The organism is Flavisolibacter ginsengisoli DSM 18119, from assembly GCF_900129295.1.
Classification (GTDB): domain Bacteria; phylum Bacteroidota; class Bacteroidia; order Chitinophagales; family Chitinophagaceae; genus Flavisolibacter; species Flavisolibacter ginsengisoli.
Map to the genome: position 1 here is coordinate 225,165 of NZ_FQUU01000003.1, position 17,670 is coordinate 242,834.

Here is a 17,670-nt window from a genome sequence, read left to right on the forward strand (position 1 = left end):
CCATGGTAAAACAAGGGGGAAAGACCGATACCTCGGTCAAAAGCAAAAAAAAAGTACTCATAACTCAACCGAGGCCCGAAAGCGAGAAATCACCGTATTTCGAACTGGGCCGAAAGTATGATGTAGACCTGGATTTTTATCCCTTCATCAGGCTGGAGGCAATTCCTGCTAAAGATTTCCGTAAACAAAAGATTGATATCCAAACATATACGGCTGTTATATTCACCAGTCGCAATGCCATTGATCACTTTTTCAGGGTATGCGAGGAAATGAAGATCAGCGTATCGCAGGATACAAAATACTTTTGTATCACGGAGGCTGTAGCACTCTACCTTCAAAAATTCATATTATACCGCAAGCGTAAAGTGTTTTATGGAGCTGACGGTACCAATAAGAGCCTTTTTGATGTGATCAACAAACATAAAAGCAACGAAAAGTTCTTGTATGTATGTTCTGAAAATCAACAGGATAGCGAAATAACAGGCTGGCTGAAAGCAAATAACTGCGATTTCTCCCTGGCTTTTATGTACCGCACTACCAGCACCGACGTAAAAGAGATCCTAAGTAATATTGAGTATGATGTGATCTGTTTTTTCACCCCCAGCGGCGTGAAAAGCTTATTTGACAATGTGCCCAAGTTCAAGCAAAATGGAACTGTGATTGGCGCATTTGGAAATAATACCTCAAAAGCCATTGAGGAAGCGGGCCTGACATTGGGCATCAAGGCTCCGGAACCCCAGTCACCTTCCATGGTAGCTGCCCTTGAAAAGTTCCTGTTGAGCGAACTGAAGAAAAAATAATTAGATTCATTGCTATATACCAAATTATTTAAAAGCACCCTTTGGGTGCTTTTTTATTTCATGCTGTTTATTTTTTCTGTGCACCAGGTAATGAGATAAAAATTGAGAAATTATTCTTTGAACCTGTTTAAGGCTCAGGATTGTATTTCTGCCAATTTTACTTTTACCCGATTTTACTAAACAATCCCATCGTTAAGCATTGGTTACACCCATGAAATAGGTTTGTGCCGCCTCTTTAAAGAGCCGTTACAAAGCCGTTACAAAGGCGGCACATAGGCGGCTCATAGACGTTGCATAATAACCTAAGCCCGACATTAAGAAGTTTACAGGAAAAGCTTGAAATTCTATTAGATCAATAATAGAATGGTACCAGTTTATTTAGAATCCGGCATGTGGTTCTATGCAATAAGAAATTATTTGATAGATAGGGTGCTACCCGGTGCCTCAGAACTAACTTTGCTACATGCACGCTCATTCTAACCGGCTCATTCATGAATCAAGTCCATACCTGCAACAGCATGCCCATAATCCAGTGGACTGGTATCCTTATGGTGAAGAGGCTTTTCGAAAGGCAAAGGAAGAAGGCAAGCCTGTATTGGTAAGCATTGGATACGCTGCCTGCCATTGGTGCCACGTAATGGAAAGAGAAAGCTTTGAAAATGAACAGGTGGCCGCTATCATGAATGAAAATTTTATCAACATTAAAGTTGACAGGGAGGAAAGACCTGATGTAGACCATATTTACATGGATGCTGTTCAGGCTATAAGCGGCAGTGGCGGCTGGCCACTGAACGTCTTCCTGACTCCAGAAAAAAAGCCTTTTTATGGAGGCACCTATTTCCCGCCACAAAGAGCTTTTAACCGGGCATCCTGGACCGAGGTTTTATTATCCGTGGCAGAAGCCTTTAAAGAAAAAAAGGAAGAATTGGAAACCCAGGCCAATAACCTTACAGAACATTTGAAGAGCTCCAATTTATTTGGAACGGAAAAAGGCAAACTAAAAACTGATTTTAATAAGCATAGTATTGAAGATGCTTTGCAAAACGTGCTAAGGACGGCTGACAGGGAATGGGGTGGTTTTGGTAAGGCACCTAAATTCCCACAAACTTTTACTATCTCCTTTCTTTTACAATATCACCAGTTAATAGAAAAGAAAAAGGATAATGATGACGGGCCAACCGATTACCCTGCCTTACAGCAGGCATTATTAAGTTTAGACAAAATGGCCATGGGCGGGATCTATGACCAGGTTGGGGGTGGATTTGCCAGGTATTCAACTGATACTGAGTGGCTTGTTCCTCACTTTGAAAAAATGTTGTATGACAATGCCTTGCTGGTAACCACTTATGCAGATGCCTACAAACTGACCGGTAATCCTTTTTATAAACAAATTATAGAGGAATCCCTGGGTTTTGTTGAAAGGGAGTTGATGCATGGACTGGGTGGGTTTTACAGTGCTCTGGATGCGGACAGCGAAGGAGAGGAGGGTAAATTTTATACCTGGACATATGAAGAAGTGAAGGAGGTATTAAAGGAAGACAGTGCGCTGTTTTGTGGGTTTTATGATATCAAACCGGGTGGAAACTGGGAGGGAAAATCGATTCCCTGGATAAAGGTACCAATAGCTGAATATGCCAGCCTGCAAGGGATCGAAAGCAATGACCTTCAAAGTGTTATAGCGCGTAGCAAATCCAAACTTTTAAGGGAACGGGCTAAAAGACCGCGTCCATTACTGGATGACAAAGTTTTGCTTGGATGGAATGCCCTGATGAATATTGCCTATACCAGGGCTTTTGCAGCCACAGGGATCCTGCATTATTGTTCCGTTGCAGAAAAGAATATGGAGTTCTTATTGCGGGCATTCAGGGCTGATACCGGCGGCTTTTACCATACCTGGAAAGATAATACTGCCAGGATACCGGCTTTCCTGGATGATTATGCCAATCTCGTTGCCGCCCTGCTGGAGTTAGGGCAGGTAACTTCCAATTTTCATTGGTTTGACATTGCCCGGGATATAACTGAATGGGTGATAAGGTATTTCTCAGATGAAAACTCTAAATTTTTTTATTTCACCAGCCAGCTACAGCAGGATGTGCTGGTGCGCAAAAATGAGGTATACGATGGTGCTACCCCTTCGGGTAATTCTGTAATGGCTCAAAATCTTTATAAACTTTCTATTATATATGACAGGGGTGACTGGAGGTCAAGATCGGAGGAGATGACCTTAGCCCTTGGAGAGGTAGTTTTGAAGTATCCGACCTCTTTTGGAGTATGGCTTTCACATTTATTTGAAATTATTTTTGGCACCAACGAGATAGCTGTTTTGGGAAAAGGCACGCAAATGTACCTGGGAAAAATACTATCGCTTTTCATCCCTTTTAAATTGGTCATGGGGGCAGAAAAACCTGACCCAAAGTATCCTTTATTGGCTGAAAAGCCGGATTCCGAGGGTATTTGCATCTATTTATGCAGGAATTACGCATGCCGCCAACCTGTAGATTCCGTAGCCGGTTTGCTTGATTTACTATAGTGTAATAATATTTAAATTGTTACCACAATAATCATATTAAAGCACCGTTTTTATTGGTACGCCTAAAAATTTTTAGGCCTCTTGGAAATGAGAAAAATAAATTTTAACCTTGTGTTATCGTTGATCTCAAAACGTTATATTTGCCCAATACCCTTGAGTATGAAAATGAAAAACCACTACTACACTCTAACTGCGCTTGCAGCTACAATCCTATTTGCAAGTTGTGGAATCATCGGAAAAAAAGACAAAGGCGGAATGTTACCGAACGACGGTCAGTTGCATGGAATTGCACCTGGCAATAAGTACGTTTTGCCTAAGCCTCCCGGAATGGTTTACATTCCGCAGGGAACCTTTCATATGGGACCCAGCGATGAAGATCCTGCTTATGCGTTCAGTGCCCGTAACCGCTCTGTGTCAATCAGTGGTTTTTGGATGGATGCCACCGAAATCACCAACAATGAGTACCGCCAGTTTGTATGGTGGGTAAGAGACTCCATTGCTGCCAAAAAGCTTGGCTATGTAAAAGCTGATGGCGATGGCAATGAATACGTTGATTGGAACAAAATGAAAACGGTAAAATGGAATGATCCAAAGGTGATGGAGCAAATGGCTGACCTGATCCTGGCTCCTGAAGACCGAATTTTTGGCAAAAAGGAAATTGATGCCTCCAAGCTGATCTATCATTCAGAGACTTTTGACCTGAAAGAAGCAGCTAAAAGAGAAAATGCCAACAAACCCCGCTCTGCATTCCTGATCAAAAGAGATGAGAAGATCTACCCAGATACGCTGGTTTGGATCCGTGACTTCTCTTATTCTTATAATGAGCCAATGACCAAGCGTTATTTCGCTCACCCTGCATTTGGAAATTATCCTGTGGTAGGTGTAAACTGGAAACAAGCTAGTGCATTCTGTGAGTGGAGAACTCAATACCTGAACTCCTGGCTGGAATCAAAGAAAAGAGCACAGGAATCAGATTTCAGGCTTCCTACAGAAGCGCAGTGGGAATACGCTGCCCGTGGTGGCCGTTCTCAATCTATGTTCCCATGGGGTAACTATTATTTAAGAAATAAAAAGGGTTGCCTGCTGGCTAACTTCAAGCCTGGCCGTGGTAACTATCCTGAAGATGGCGGATTCTATACAGTGCGTGCCGATGCTTACTGGCCAAACGATTTTGGTTTGTATTGCATGAGCGGTAATGTCGCTGAGTGGACATCATCCATATATTACGAAGGATCTTACACTTTCCAGCATGATATGAACCCTGACGTTCGCTGGAATGCAAAGGATTCTGATCCTCCCAAAATGAAACGTAAGGTAATTCGTGGTGGTAGCTGGAAAGATGTAGGTTACTACCTGCAGACCGGTACCCGTACCTACGAATACCAGGACTCAACAAAATCTTATATAGGCTTCCGTACGGTAATCGATTTACCTGCGCAGTCTGGTGGTCGTCGCAAATAATTAATATTATATAGTAATGTGTGAGAGGTTTTTGCGACCTCCTTTACCCTGTTTCTATTTGTACCGAAAAAATATAACCAACCATTCTTTAAAAAACAATGTCTTATGGCAGCAGCTATTCCTCCTAAAGTAAGTAAAATCGTAGACGTATTCGTATCTATCGCAGCCGCAGTAGTAATCTGGGGTGCATTAAGAAAGATCCTTCACTCTCCAGATGCTGATATCTGGTTGAAAATAGGTTTAACCACGGAAGCCCTGGTATTCCTTGTTTATGGTATCCTGTATTTACGTTATCCTGCAGTTGATGAACATGCCGGTCATGCAGTGGCAGCCGCAGCTCCTGGTGATGTATTAGGATCTTTAGATAAGGCCATGCTGGCAGCAGATATTACACCAACAAACCTTAACCGTCTTGGTGAAGGATTTAAAAAACTGAACACTACCATCAGCAATATGAATGATATCACTGATGTAGTAGCAGCAACTGGTGATTATACACAAAAAACAAGAGAAGTGACACAGGCATTAGGCAGCGTTAAAGACGCTTATGTAAATGCCGCTAATTCGGTAGGCGCTTTCAATGCTGCTTCTGATGGTGCAAGGATCTTCCACGACCAGATCCAGGTGTTAACAAAGAACCTGTCTTCTTTGAATACAATCTATGAACTGGAATTACAGGAGAGCAACAATCACCTGAAAGCCCTGAACCAGTTCTATGGTAAATTGGCTGAAGCTTCCAACGTAATGATTGGAACAGCCGATGATGCTAAAAAAGTTCAGGAACAGGTTTCTACATTAGGTAACAATTTAGGTAGGCTGAACAATATCTATGGCAATATGCTGAGTGCTATGCAGGGAAGATAATATCCGACCAGTATACACGTTATATAAACCAACCGAAAAACCATTCTTTAAGCGACTAAATAATTGAACCTATATGTCTCTACCTAAAGAGCCACGGCAAAAGATGATCAACCTGATGTATTTGGTGCTAACAGCCCTGTTAGCCCTGAACGTGTCAGCGGAGATCCTGAATGCCTTTAAAACCGTAAATCGTAGTTTAACCAATACTAATAATACGATCAATCACTCTACTGAAACGATCATAGGGTCGCTCCAGGATAAAATGTCTCAACCTGAATCAAGGCCTAAAGCCGAGATCTGGTTGCCAAAAGCTCAAGCTGCTGTTGCCCTGACAAAGGACATGAACACGTATATTGAGAGCCTGAAGGGTGAGATCATGAAAGCTGCTGAATTTGATCCCGTAAAGAACGGAGATTCTTCTTTCAAACAGGACAACCTTGATATTGCTACCCGCATCATGGTAGAAGAAAAGAAAGGTAAGGACCTGCATGATCGTTTAGCTAAGTATAAAAAAGACCTTTTGGCCATCGATCCGTTGATCGCCAAAGAGTTTGACAACTCATTGCAAATTGACCTGAATGTGCCTCCTACACAGGATAAAGGAAACAAAACCTGGGAGCAGGCTTACTTTCACATGGTACCTACAGTTGCTGCAGTTACTATGCTGATCAAGTTTCAAAACGACGTTAAAACATCTGAGAACAGGGTAGTGGCTTTTTGCCACGAGCAGGTGGGTAAAGTAACAGTCCGGTACGACAGCTTCGGAGCTATCGTGGGACAAAGCACTAACTACCTGATGCCTGGCCAGGAAATAGAGATCACTGCAGGTGTGGGAGCTTTCAGTAAGGCTGCCTTACCGCAAATTTCCATAGCCGGACAAGGTGCCCCTCTTGACCAGGATGGAGCAGCACGTTTGAAATTAGCCGGTGGTGGTATTGGTAAACATACCATACCAGTTCATATTGTATACAAAGACCAGGAAGGTAAAGAGCAGGTCATTGATAAAACTATTGAATACACTGTTGGTCAGGCTAATGCTTCTATCGCTCTTGATAAAATGAACGTACTGTATATCGGTGTTGACAACCCTGTAACGATCGCTGCCAGCGGTGGTGGTGATGACAAAGTGCAGGTAGGCATCAGCGGTGGTGGTGGTTCTATCAACCGCGTTGGAGCTGGTAAGTATGTTGTTCGTGTGAACAGTGTTACTGATGATGCCAAGATCACGGTTTCCGTTGATGGAAAAGTGGCTGGTGTTTCACAATTCCGTGTTCGTACCATTCCTGATCCGGTAGCTACCATTGGTGGTTATGCTTCAGGTGATAACATCAATGCCGGTGCCTTTAAAGCCCAGGCGGGTGTAGGTGCTTACATTAAAGACTTTCCTTTTGACTTAAAATATGGCGTTACCAGTTTCTCCATCACTATTGATAATGATGAAGGAGATGTGGAAACAGCAGATTGCACCGGAAATACCTGGAATGGTAAAGCCCAAAGCATGATCAGCAGGCTGGTAAAACCAGGAAGGTTGGTTACTGTAGATGGTATCCGCGCTACTGGTCCTGATGGCAGGTCAAGGAAGTTGCCTTCGTTAGTATATTATATTAAATAAAACAGGTTGAAGATGAAAAACCATATGATAAAGGTTTGCTTCTCGCTAGTACTGGGATTGATGTTTATGAATGCTGATGCACAGCGCGCCAGCCGGAAGAGAGCGGCCAATGCGCCAGCAACCCAGGGCGTACAGCAAACAGAACAAACCCAGGATGTAAAGCCCCCTTCAGGATATAATCCTTATGGAAATATTCCCATTGAACGCGATTCTACCAGTAATACCAACGGAGTGGTTAAGAAATCTCTTCGTCCGGATGGAGCTGTAGATAAAAGCTTTATCAATGAGCGGACACCATTGCCATATGAGAACCTGCGTTGGGATGATGCCTTATATTCCGAAAAGGTTTGGCGCGAGCTTGACCTGAGGGAAAAAATGAACCAGCCATTCCGTTTTGAAGCGGAAGATGATAATGGAAGCCAGATGTTCTTTGACATACTGATGAATGCCATCAAAAAGGATAGCGTGGTTGCATTCTCAGATGATCGCTTTACCACACCGTTGGCAGAGGCTGAAATGGGCAATTTAACTTCAGGTGGACCACTTGATACCAATGCTGTAAGAGACCCTAATGATCCCAACAAGATCGTTAAATGGGTAGTATCGCAGGAAAGCTTTGATCCTAAGGCTATTACAAAGCTGCGTATCAAAGAAGAGTGGGTATTTGACCGTGAAGCCAGCCGATTGTTTGTACGTATACTGGGTATAGCTCCTGTTAAGACCATCCAAAGGGGTAACAGCACACAAAACGAAGTTATGTTCTGGGTTTACTATCCAGACCTTCGTAAGACATTAGCTAAATACGAAGTATACAATCCAAAGAACCTTGGTTATGGCCGTATGACATGGGAAGAGCTTTTTGAAAGCCGCATGTTCAGCAGCTATATTACCAAGTCAACTTTAGATAATCCTGGAAACAAGGTTATACGTCAAATGATAAAAGATCCAATCCTGGCTTTATTGGAAGGCGATAATATTAAAGAACGCATATTCAACTATGAGCAAGACCTCTGGTCTTATTAATCAAAGTTGCAACATAAAAAACAATCCCACTTCGGTGGGATTTTTTTATGCCTGTACAAGAGTAAAAATATTTTTAAAAAATGTGGGAACTACCTGTAGGAAATGTGGTAAATAGTAGTATTTTTATCTCGGTTTTTCATAGGATATTGGATTTTAAAAACGGGGCTGAATTTCCATTCCGGCCCCTTTATTTTTTTAGCCCTTTGATCTAATATGGCTTAATTGAGTCTTCCTGGTTGAAAAATTCTTTAACGATCTTCGCTTTAGAAATCCCCACTATTTTAGCTAATTCATCTTCTGGTTGCTGCCTGATATTATTCACTGACCGAAAGGTTTTTAAAAGAAGGTTAGCTGTGCTACTACCAATACCTTTAATTTCCTGTAGAGAGTTTTTGAAAGTTCCCTTACTTCTTTTCTGCCTGTGAAAATTGACACCAAACCGGTGTACTTCATCCCTGATACGGCGGATTAATTTATGACTGGCACTATCATATGGAAGTTTCAATGATTCCTTATCACCCACGAAAAACAATTCTTCTTCATTTTTTGCCAGGCCCACAAGGGTCATTTTGCCTTCGAGTTCCAATTCTTCAATGGCCTCGTAAGCTGAGGCCAGTTGGCCTTTTCCGCCATCAATGATTACGAGCTGGGGAAAGGGATCACCTTCTGTTTTAAGCCTTTTATATCGCCTGTAAACGGCTTCCTTCATGGTGGCAAAGTCGTTAATGCCTTCTACAGTCTTAACATTGAAAAGACGGTAATCTTTTTTACTGGGTTCTCCATTTCTAAAGCATACCATTGCAGAAACGGGGTAGCTACCCTGGAAGTTGGAGTTATCAAAGCATTCTATATGTACAGGTACGCCTGGTAGCTGGAGATCATCTTTAATTTGAAGCAGTACATTATACCGGTCAGCATCTTTTACACCTAGCAGCATGCGTTCCTTGGCCCTGAGACTATCAATAAAATACTGGACGTTCTTTTCTGATAACTCCACCAGCTTTTTTTTGTCGCCTCCTTTTGGAATAGTGACAAGGACGCCAGGTTCAGGATATTCTATGGCAAATGGCACAACGATCTCTTTGGCTTCACTGTTAAAAATGGATCTTAATTGTGCTATGGCAAACTCTAATACTTCCTCAAGTGTTTCATCAAGATGGCTTTCCACCTTAATGGTGTTAGTCTGTATAATGCTACCTCCCTGGACCATCAGGTAATTGACATAGGCTATCTCAGCTTCTTTTTGAATAGAGAAGACGTCTACATCACCCAACGAGGTATTCATAACTATGGAGCGTGACTGGTAATTTTCAAGATACTGGATCTTTTTACGGGCATTTTCTGCTTTTTCAAACTCCATTGAGTCAACATGGCTTTTCATTTCATTTTTGAAGTGCTGTACCACCAGGCTTAATTTCCCTCTTAATATATTCTTGATCTGCCCAATATTCTCCATGTAATCCTGTTCTGACTGGCGGGCTTCGCAAGGCCCTTTACAATTGCCAAGGTGAAACTCCAGGCAAACCTTGAACTTGCCCTTCTCAATATTTTTTTGGGTAAGGTTAAGTGGGCAGGTGCGCAAGGGAATGGTCTGTTTAATAAAATTCAGGAGCTCCCTGACCTTGTTAACAGAGGTATATGGACCAAAATATTGGGATCCGTCTTCAATTTTCTGCCTGGTAAGGTAAACCCTTGGAAAGGGTTCGTTCTTAATGACGATATAAGGATAAGTCTTATCGTCCTTCAGGTTGATATTGAAAAGTGGCTGAAATTGCTTGATAAGAGAGTTTTCGAGAAGAAAGGCATCCTGCTCAGAATTGACAATGGTAAATTCAATCTTCCTGATGCGTTTTACCAGTTCATGTGTCTTATAACTACCTAAAGTCTTATTGAAATAAGAACTAACTCTTTTGCGGATGTTCTTTGCTTTCCCTACATACAGGAGTTCATTTGAACTGTCGTAATATTTATAAATGCCCGGGTAGGAAGGGAGCGTGGGTGCTATATTTTGAAATTCTGTCTGCGTCATTATCTATATCTGCTACATATTAGTCTGATCTGAAAAATCATTCCAGATGACCTCGAGTTTCTTTATTTTTTCTAGTTTATTGGCTTTCTGGATCTTTGTAATGATGGTAAACCTTTTGCCGGCATACCAGACCATATTTTTTTCTACTGACGAATCTTTTGACTGTTCTAAAGTATTGATAATTATATTTTGTACCTCGCTATTGCCTGATTCATTGGTAGGATTTAACATTACATCTTCTCTCCTCACCGGGTTGTCTTCAACCGTGGTTGTATAGCTCAGTATGACCTTATTCAGGGCATCATCAAATACTTTTGTTTCCTGGTAATCATCTTTCCATTTTGAGGAGGAAATGTCTGGTAATTCTAAAAAGTCTTTTGCATATTTCCCGAAGTCTTCTCTTTTAATGTAGGTGGTGCTCCTGGTGGTATCTATAGTTTCTACCTTAACAATCCGGTACAGGGAAGTGTCTATATTTTTCACCTGTCCTTTGATAAATGAAACTACTGGAAAAAAGCTGGCATCTTTTTCTTCCTGTGAAGGTTTGTTCTTGCATCCTGTAAAGAATATGATGGAACCAAGGATAAACAGCATTCTATTCATGGGGTAAAAATACAATGCTATAAAACGAAAACCCTGCAAACTTGTTGCAGGGTTATTGAAAGCAATTAGTGTAGTGATCTATTGGTTATTCAAAGAAACCCCTACTTTTAGTCCAAAGTCAAACAGATTCTCCTTTACAGGATATTTGTTAATGAAACTGGAGAGGAGTTGATAGCGCACCTGGGGACCCACCTGCCAGTTAAGCTTGCCGGTGGAGTATCCAACAAAAGTTTCCAGCGAAGTATTGACATTCCAGCGACGTACCAATTGGGGTACCTCAACATAGCTTTTATAGTCTGTAGAGATCATAAATGCCCTGTCACCCAAAACATAGGTGGGTTGTACAGTAGTGGCCACGCCAAACTGCACCTTGTCATTGCCGCTTAATTTCATCTCAACTCCAAAGGGGGCGGCGATCTGTATATAATAATTTTGAAGCCAGTCAGACTTATACCCTGTAGTGCTATTGCTATACCTGGAATAGGTATTTAAAGAATCAGGCCTGTTATTGGTTCTTCCATTAAACATTATAGTAGCTACAGAGGAAGTAAAGGAAGTATATGCTTTAATATCATAGCGGTTCACATTGAACTGCAGGCCTCCTAATAACTTCAGGTTTCTTGTTAAAGGATATTTGGCTGCCATACCCAACTCAAAGCCAATATTGGGCTTGTGAGTGACCACTGTATTTACATCATAGATAAGCGCAGGTGTATAATTTGGATTGGTAACGGGCTGGGAACGAAGGAATGATTTGTTCTCTCCCAATTTACGGTAGCTGACAGTAGGTGTAAAGTAAAACTGGAAACCGACCTTTTTCTTCAGCTTAAACGGTTTGAAGGAGTTGGTAACACTTTCAATGGTCAGTGGGTATTTAACTCCTGGCTTGTTATCCTGAGCTGTTTCAGGAGCCTGGGTATCAGAATTATTTTCAAAGTAACTATCTATTATAGTTGGCGAGAATTCTGTGGGGTTGATGGCACCCAATTGTTGGGCTTCCATTTCATTATTTGTAACCGGCGAAGTGCTTACAACAGTATTTGTATGAGAAGTACTAACGTTCTTATTATTTGATGCCGCAATTGTATTTTGACTGTAAGTGGCTGTTGTATGGATGCCTTTGTTAACTATGGCGAAATTTTCCTGGCTGGCAGAAGATTTTATAGTTCCGGATGGGGATGGCGTAGTAACAGAACCAGGTTGTTCAATTATAAAATACCCGAAAGTAGAAACAGCAATGATGAAAGCCCCAATAATAAATTCAAACCTTCTTCGTCTTTTATTCAGATGGCTGGAGACTCCTTTCCATACTTGTACCGAGGGTCGCATACGCAATCCATCGGCACTTTGACGAAGGAAATCTTCAAAGTTTTCAGGTGTAAAATTTTTCTTCATAATCAGTCCAGGTTTACGGATGGGTTATCGGGCGGTAGCAGCAATTAGGGGCTCCTCCTTTGGTTTATATAATATATTCTTCCTGATCAATACGTCTTCTAACATGGCTTTTGCCCTGGTGTACTGGCTACGACTGGTACTTTCTTCTATATCCAGCATTCCGGAAATTTCTTTATGGGAAAATCCTTCAATGGCATACAGGTTCAAGACTGTTCGGTAACCAATAGGCAACATCCTGATACATTCAACTACTTCTTTTGCCTGGATAATGGATGGGATACTTTCTTCCCTTACTTGTAAGCTGCTGGCGTGAATGAGATCAACACTGTCATTAAATCGTTTGTTCTTCTTAAGTGTATTGATACAGGTATGGACAATGATCCTCCTGATCCATCCTTCCAGTGCTCCTCTGCTTTCAAACGTATGGATCTGTGAGAATACTTTTATCATCCCTTCCTGTAACATGTCTTCTGCATCTTCGCGATTATGAGCATAACGATAACAAACCACCAGCATCTTAGCACTAAACTTTTCATAGAGTGCTTTTTGAGCTGCAGCATTGTTTTTTAAACAACCTTGCAATATGGCTTCCTCGGTCATACTTTTACTTTGGTTGCCTGTAATTTAGACAATTTTTTTGTTGAAATGCTGCACCCAATGTCCGTTTCTTGTAAAAATAAAGGTGGCATTGAGCCACCTTGAATTGGTTATTGAAACTATTTTTTTAATTATTGACCTTTAAGAAATACGCTGGACGAGCCATTCTCCCCAGCGGGTTAGCTTTCAATAAGTACATTACCTGTCATTTCTTTTGGAATGGGTAATCCCATCATTGTCAAAATTGTAGGTGCCAGGTCTCCAAGTTTTCCTGGTTGAATGTGTCCTTTCCATTCCTTGTCAATGATAAAGAAGGGTACCAGGTTAAGCGTATGCGCTGTATTTGGTGTTCCATCCTCATTGATCATATAATCTGCATTACCATGGTCCGCTGTCAGGAACACGGTATAACCATGTTGCAGAGCAGCTGTAACTACTTTTTCTACGCATTTATCCACTGTTTCAACAGCCTTGATAGCTGCGTTCCAGATACCTGTATGACCAACCATATCTGCATTGGCAAAATTCAGGCATATAAATGACGCTTCTTCTTTCTCGATTTCAGGAACAATTGCATTAGTTACTTCAAAGGCACTCATTTCAGGCTGCAGGTCATAAGTGGCCACTTTGGGAGATTGACACATTATCCTGCTTTCGCCTTCAAAGGGTTTTTCCCTTCCACCACTGAAGAAGAAGGTTACATGTGGATATTTCTCTGTTTCAGCGATACGAATTTGTTTCAGGCCATTTTCTTCTATTACTTCTCCAATGGTATGATTGAGATTATCGGTCTCAAATATCACATGTACGTTTTTGAATGTCGCATCGTATTCCGTCATGGTCGTATAGTGCAATGGCAAAGTATGCATATTGAATTGTGGGAAGTCCACCTGAGTGAGGGCCTTTGTGATCTCCCTGCACCTGTCTGTTCTGAAATTAAAACAGATGACAGCATCGTTTCCTTTAATAGTAGCCAGGGGTTCGCCATTAGTGTTGGTTATAACAGTTGGCTTTATGAACTCATCCGTAATGTTTTCACTATAGGAATTTGTTATGGCTGTAACAGGATCATTTGATTTTTCTCCAATGCCGTTTACCATAGCATCATAGGCCAGTTTTATCCTTTCCCATCGGTTGTCCCTGTCCATTGCATAGTAGCGACCATTTACGGTAGCTATTTTACCAACAGTTTTATCTGCATGGGCTATCAATTCAGTGATAAACTCCAAACCGCTTTTAGGATCGCAATCACGTCCATCGGTAAAGGCATGAATGAAAACCTGCTCTAAAGCATGCTCTTTGCATAATGAAAGAATTGCCTTCAAATGGTTTATGTGGGAATGAACGCCACCATTACTGACAAGGCCCAGCAGGTGAAGTGGTTTGTTATTGTTTTTGGCATACAGGATAGAATCCAGCATCACTTTGTTTTCTGCAAGCTCACCATCACGAATGGCAACATTGATACGTTGTAACTCCTGGTAAACGATGCGGCCGGCTCCAAGATTTAAATGACCTACTTCAGAATTACCCATTTGTCCTTCCGGTAAGCCTACTGCTTCCCCGCAGGTTGTTAAAGTACTGTTAGGGTAACGGGCATATAAAGAGCTGACAAAAGGAACTTTGGCGTGTTGGATGGCATCTGCAGCAGGAGCTTTTCCTAACCCCCATCCATCCATAATTACTAGTATAACTTTTCTGTTGGGCATAATCGAATGTATATGAAATGGTGCAAAGCTATTAAAACGTAAAGGTTTTGTTTATTTTAGTATGTTAACAGTGCCACCAAAACTATGGCACATTTTTCGTTCATGCACGCGCGAATAAACCGATGTATATGAAATATATTTTTACTCTTAGTTGCGCAGCCTTACTTTTTACACTTTCAGCCTTTAAAAATTTATCGGGACTGGATGATGTAATAGGTGCCCTGAAAACAGGTAATGCTACTGAGCTTTCTAAATATGTTGATGATAATATAGAGATTTCTCTTCCTGATAAGAGCGATAGTTATAGTAGGGCACAAGCTATAATTATTCTTCAGGACTTCTTTAACAATAATGGTGTAAGGGGCTTTACTGTAACCCATAAGGGTGATAATGGGGGCAGCCAGTTCTGTATTGGATTATTATTAACACGTTCCGGAAGTTACCGGACAACAGTATTTATGAAAACCAAGAACGGTAAACAACTGGTAAAAGAAATAAGATTTCAATCCATATAAATATTTAAAACTTAATATCCCGCTTCTTCCCTGGAGCGGGATTTTTATGTCCGTACTTCTGGATCAGTCGAAGGTTAATAATTATTCAAATCCAAAAAACCCTGATGGTGCTGTTAGGGTTATTTTTGCCGTATGATAGATTTTGATAGCCAGTTACACAAACTTATTGATCATGCTTTAGCAGAAGATGTAGGAGATGGCGATCATTCCACTCTTTGTTGCATACCAGCGGACGTAAAAGGGAAAGCTGTACTAAAGATCAAACAGGATGGTATATTGGCTGGGGTAGATATAGCAGAGAAAATATTCCAATATAAAAAACCTACAGCACGTTTCATCCGCAATAAAAAGGATGGGGATGTAATGAAAGAAGGAGAAGTGGCTTTTGAGGTTGAAACACAGGTGCATACAATCCTGCAATTAGAAAGATTGGTATTGAATTGTATGCAGCGGATGAGTGGCATTGCTACCCTTACCAGGTTATATACTGACAAGCTGAAGGGGTATAAAGCACGTTTGCTCGATACCAGGAAGACAACTCCTAACTTTCGCTTGCTGGAGAAAGAGGCTGTAAGGATTGGGGGAGGGGTTAACCACCGGTTTGGGCTATTTGATATGATCATGTTAAAGGATAATCATATTGACTACTGTGGCGGCATAGTGGAAGCTATTACAAGGGCCTATGATTATGTGCAGCGATACAGGCCAGACCTGAAGATAGAAGTGGAAACACGAACCCTGGAGGATGTAGCTATTGCTGTAGAAGTTGGGAGAGGAAAGATCCACCGGATAATGGTAGATAATTTTACACCCGGAGATATAAAGAAAGCATTACTACTCGTCAAAGGAGCTTTTGAAACAGAAGCCAGTGGAGGTATTAACCTTGAAACCATAGAAGAATATGCAGCTACCGGCGTTGATTATGTTAGCGTAGGAGGATTGATTCACCAGGCCAGGAGTCTTGATCTCAGCCTTAAGGCGGTGATTGTTTGACCTGCATTATAAAAGTGAAAGCGATGTCGAAAAAGAATAAAACTGATAAGAACGGATTTGTATTCAGCACAGATCCAAACTTCCGTTTTGAAGACGAAGAGCAGGAAGTAAAGGAAACATTAATTCCTGCTCAGCAAAAACTGAGGGTTAGGCTTGAAACAAAGCACAGGGGTGGAAAGACCGTAACTATTTTGCAGTCATTCATAGGAAAAGCGGAAGATCTTGAAGACCTTGGCAAGAAGCTAAAGAACTATTGCGGGACTGGAGGTTCAGTGAAAGATGGCGAAGTCATTATTCAGGGAGATCAACGAGATAAGATATTACAGTGGTTGCAAAAAAATGGCTATACCCAGTCTAAAAAAGTATAGCCATGTATGTTAATCAAGGAATGTTAGTTCTTAATAAAAGACCTGATGGTCTTACTATTGCCAAACTGGATCTTGATAAAATATATACCCGGGGGTAAATTATTTACAAATACTGTTTTTTGTAAGGTTGTGCTTTGTTTGTTTAAGTTCAATTGTTGTAAAAGCGCTCCGCTGCTATTGTACATTTCTGCGGTTACCTGGCCATTTTCAGGGCCAACCAGTTTTACTTCCATCACGTCTCTTGCAGGCACCGGTGATAATGTAAGACCGATAGCATTAACCGGAGGGGAAGGAATAGGTGTAACAACAGGCAAACGCTGGTATTGCAACATCCATTCATAAATATTCATTCCATTCTCCCGCCATTCCTGCCAGTAAGTTTGTGTCCAGGCATCATGTCCGCTACCAGGGAAAATAGTTTTTTTGGCAGGCGGGTTAGGAGCAGGTGCTTCATTGATCATATTGATATAATCAATAGTATAATTGACAGAGATATCCTGGTCTCCCTGGTTGTGGGTAGCCCAAACCGGAAGATTAGCTGCAGCAATGGTCCTTGCCTTAGTGTGATCTGGGTAAGATGCTTCGGCAGAGGTTACAATGGCAGCTATTTTTTTAGCATTCGCCATATTTGATCCAACATAATCAAATACATTTCCTCCTCCTTTACTCAAGCCAGTCAAATATATACGAGTAGGATCTACCTTGTAATGTTGCTGAATATAATTCAATATTGTTTCTATTGAAGCCACTGCCTGGTCTGTGGGAGGCATTTGTGTAAACTGGGGAGAGATGATAATAAAACTAAAATTCTTCCCATTTACAGTGAAGGATGTTGGGTAATCACCATTATTGATTTGTTTAGTCAAACCTACTTTCAATAAACGCGGCAGTTGTTCCGGGCTACCATCCCCTATATCTCCTCCTCCATGAAGAAAAAGGATCAAAGGATATAATTGAGAGGCGTTTGGATCATACCCTTTAGGCAGGTATTCATAATAACCGTTGGTAAAATTAGCCATTGACACATATTTCGGAGTGTGGGTTTGTGCAAGGCCATTTAATGAATAGAAAATAAAAAGGGTAACGAAAAGTTTTCGTAATGGTGTTGCCATAAATGTCAGCGTTAAGAATTTTACAGCAGCAATTTTGTGCTGTCTTTCAGAGGAAGGAT

General features: G+C 41.3%; 15 protein-coding genes. 9 read left to right on the forward strand and 6 right to left on the reverse strand.

Annotation, left to right across the window (positions count from 1 at the left end; genetic code table 11):
- Positions 1-2: 2 nt before the first annotated feature.
- The 6 genes from BUA53_RS04840 to porN all read left to right on the forward strand — a co-directional run bounded on the left by BUA53_RS04840 (position 3) and on the right by porN (position 8,290).
- The gene (locus BUA53_RS04840; protein WP_072834122.1) at positions 3-800 is read left to right on the forward strand and encodes a uroporphyrinogen-III synthase; all 798 of its coding nucleotides are present in this window, start codon (positions 3-5) and stop codon (positions 798-800) included.
- A gap of 463 nt (positions 801-1,263) precedes the next feature.
- Positions 1,264-3,330: a thioredoxin domain-containing protein gene (locus tag BUA53_RS04845; RefSeq protein ID WP_072834123.1), complete on the forward strand. Its 2,067-nt coding sequence runs from the start codon at positions 1,264-1,266 to the stop codon at positions 3,328-3,330.
- A 165-nt stretch (positions 3,331-3,495) separates the two neighbouring features.
- On the forward strand, positions 3,496-4,791 hold the full coding sequence (porK, locus tag BUA53_RS04850; protein ID WP_072834305.1) for a T9SS ring complex lipoprotein PorK/GldK: 1,296 nt from the start codon (positions 3,496-3,498) through the stop codon (positions 4,789-4,791).
- A 105-nt stretch (positions 4,792-4,896) separates the two neighbouring features.
- On the forward strand, positions 4,897-5,655 hold the full coding sequence (gene porL, locus BUA53_RS04855; protein ID WP_072834124.1) for a type IX secretion system motor protein PorL/GldL: 759 nt from the start codon (positions 4,897-4,899) through the stop codon (positions 5,653-5,655).
- 73 nt (positions 5,656-5,728) lie between these two features.
- Entirely contained in the window at positions 5,729-7,267 is a 1,539-nt protein-coding gene (porM, locus tag BUA53_RS04860) for a type IX secretion system motor protein PorM/GldM (RefSeq protein ID WP_072834125.1), read from the forward strand.
- Positions 7,268-7,279: 12 nt separating this feature from the next.
- Positions 7,280-8,290 (forward strand): type IX secretion system ring subunit PorN/GldN, encoded by a 1,011-nt coding sequence (porN, locus tag BUA53_RS04865; protein WP_072834126.1) that lies wholly within the window; start codon positions 7,280-7,282, stop codon positions 8,288-8,290.
- A 208-nt stretch (positions 8,291-8,498) separates the two neighbouring features.
- Here porN and uvrC read toward each other — a convergent pair whose 3' ends face one another.
- The 5 genes from uvrC to gpmI form a co-directional block, all read right to left on the reverse strand.
- A complete protein-coding gene (gene uvrC / locus BUA53_RS04870) occupies positions 8,499-10,319 on the reverse strand; it encodes an excinuclease ABC subunit UvrC (RefSeq protein WP_072834127.1) in 1,821 nt (606 codons plus the stop codon).
- A 12-nt stretch (positions 10,320-10,331) separates the two neighbouring features.
- Positions 10,332-10,922, reverse strand: coding sequence for a hypothetical protein (locus BUA53_RS04875; RefSeq protein ID WP_139256342.1), 591 nt, complete (start codon positions 10,920-10,922; stop codon positions 10,332-10,334).
- A 78-nt stretch (positions 10,923-11,000) separates the two neighbouring features.
- A complete protein-coding gene (locus tag BUA53_RS04880; RefSeq protein ID WP_072834129.1) occupies positions 11,001-12,317 on the reverse strand; it encodes a hypothetical protein in 1,317 nt (438 codons plus the stop codon).
- 24 nt (positions 12,318-12,341) lie between these two features.
- On the reverse strand, positions 12,342-12,917 hold the full coding sequence (locus tag BUA53_RS04885) for an RNA polymerase sigma factor (protein WP_072834130.1): 576 nt from the start codon (positions 12,915-12,917) through the stop codon (positions 12,342-12,344).
- A gap of 176 nt (positions 12,918-13,093) precedes the next feature.
- Positions 13,094-14,623 (reverse strand): 2,3-bisphosphoglycerate-independent phosphoglycerate mutase, encoded by a 1,530-nt coding sequence (gpmI, locus tag BUA53_RS04890; RefSeq protein ID WP_072834131.1) that lies wholly within the window; start codon positions 14,621-14,623, stop codon positions 13,094-13,096.
- 128 nt (positions 14,624-14,751) lie between these two features.
- Here gpmI and BUA53_RS04895 point away from each other — a divergent pair, with 128 nt between their 5' ends.
- The 3 genes from BUA53_RS04895 to BUA53_RS04905 all read left to right on the forward strand — a co-directional run bounded on the left by BUA53_RS04895 (position 14,752) and on the right by BUA53_RS04905 (position 16,499).
- Positions 14,752-15,138 (forward strand): DUF4783 domain-containing protein, encoded by a 387-nt coding sequence (locus BUA53_RS04895; RefSeq protein ID WP_072834132.1) that lies wholly within the window; start codon positions 14,752-14,754, stop codon positions 15,136-15,138.
- Between the two features lie 132 nt (positions 15,139-15,270).
- A complete protein-coding gene (gene nadC / locus BUA53_RS04900; RefSeq protein WP_072834133.1) occupies positions 15,271-16,131 on the forward strand; it encodes a carboxylating nicotinate-nucleotide diphosphorylase in 861 nt (286 codons plus the stop codon).
- Positions 16,132-16,154: 23 nt separating this feature from the next.
- Positions 16,155-16,499 (forward strand): translation initiation factor, encoded by a 345-nt coding sequence (locus BUA53_RS04905; RefSeq protein ID WP_072834134.1) that lies wholly within the window; start codon positions 16,155-16,157, stop codon positions 16,497-16,499.
- Between the two features lie 23 nt (positions 16,500-16,522).
- On the opposite strand, the gene BUA53_RS04910 is transcribed toward BUA53_RS04905, so the two are convergent.
- Positions 16,523-17,518 (reverse strand): T9SS type A sorting domain-containing protein, encoded by a 996-nt coding sequence (locus BUA53_RS04910; protein ID WP_072834135.1) that lies wholly within the window; start codon positions 17,516-17,518, stop codon positions 16,523-16,525.
- Positions 17,519-17,670 lie beyond the last annotated feature (152 nt).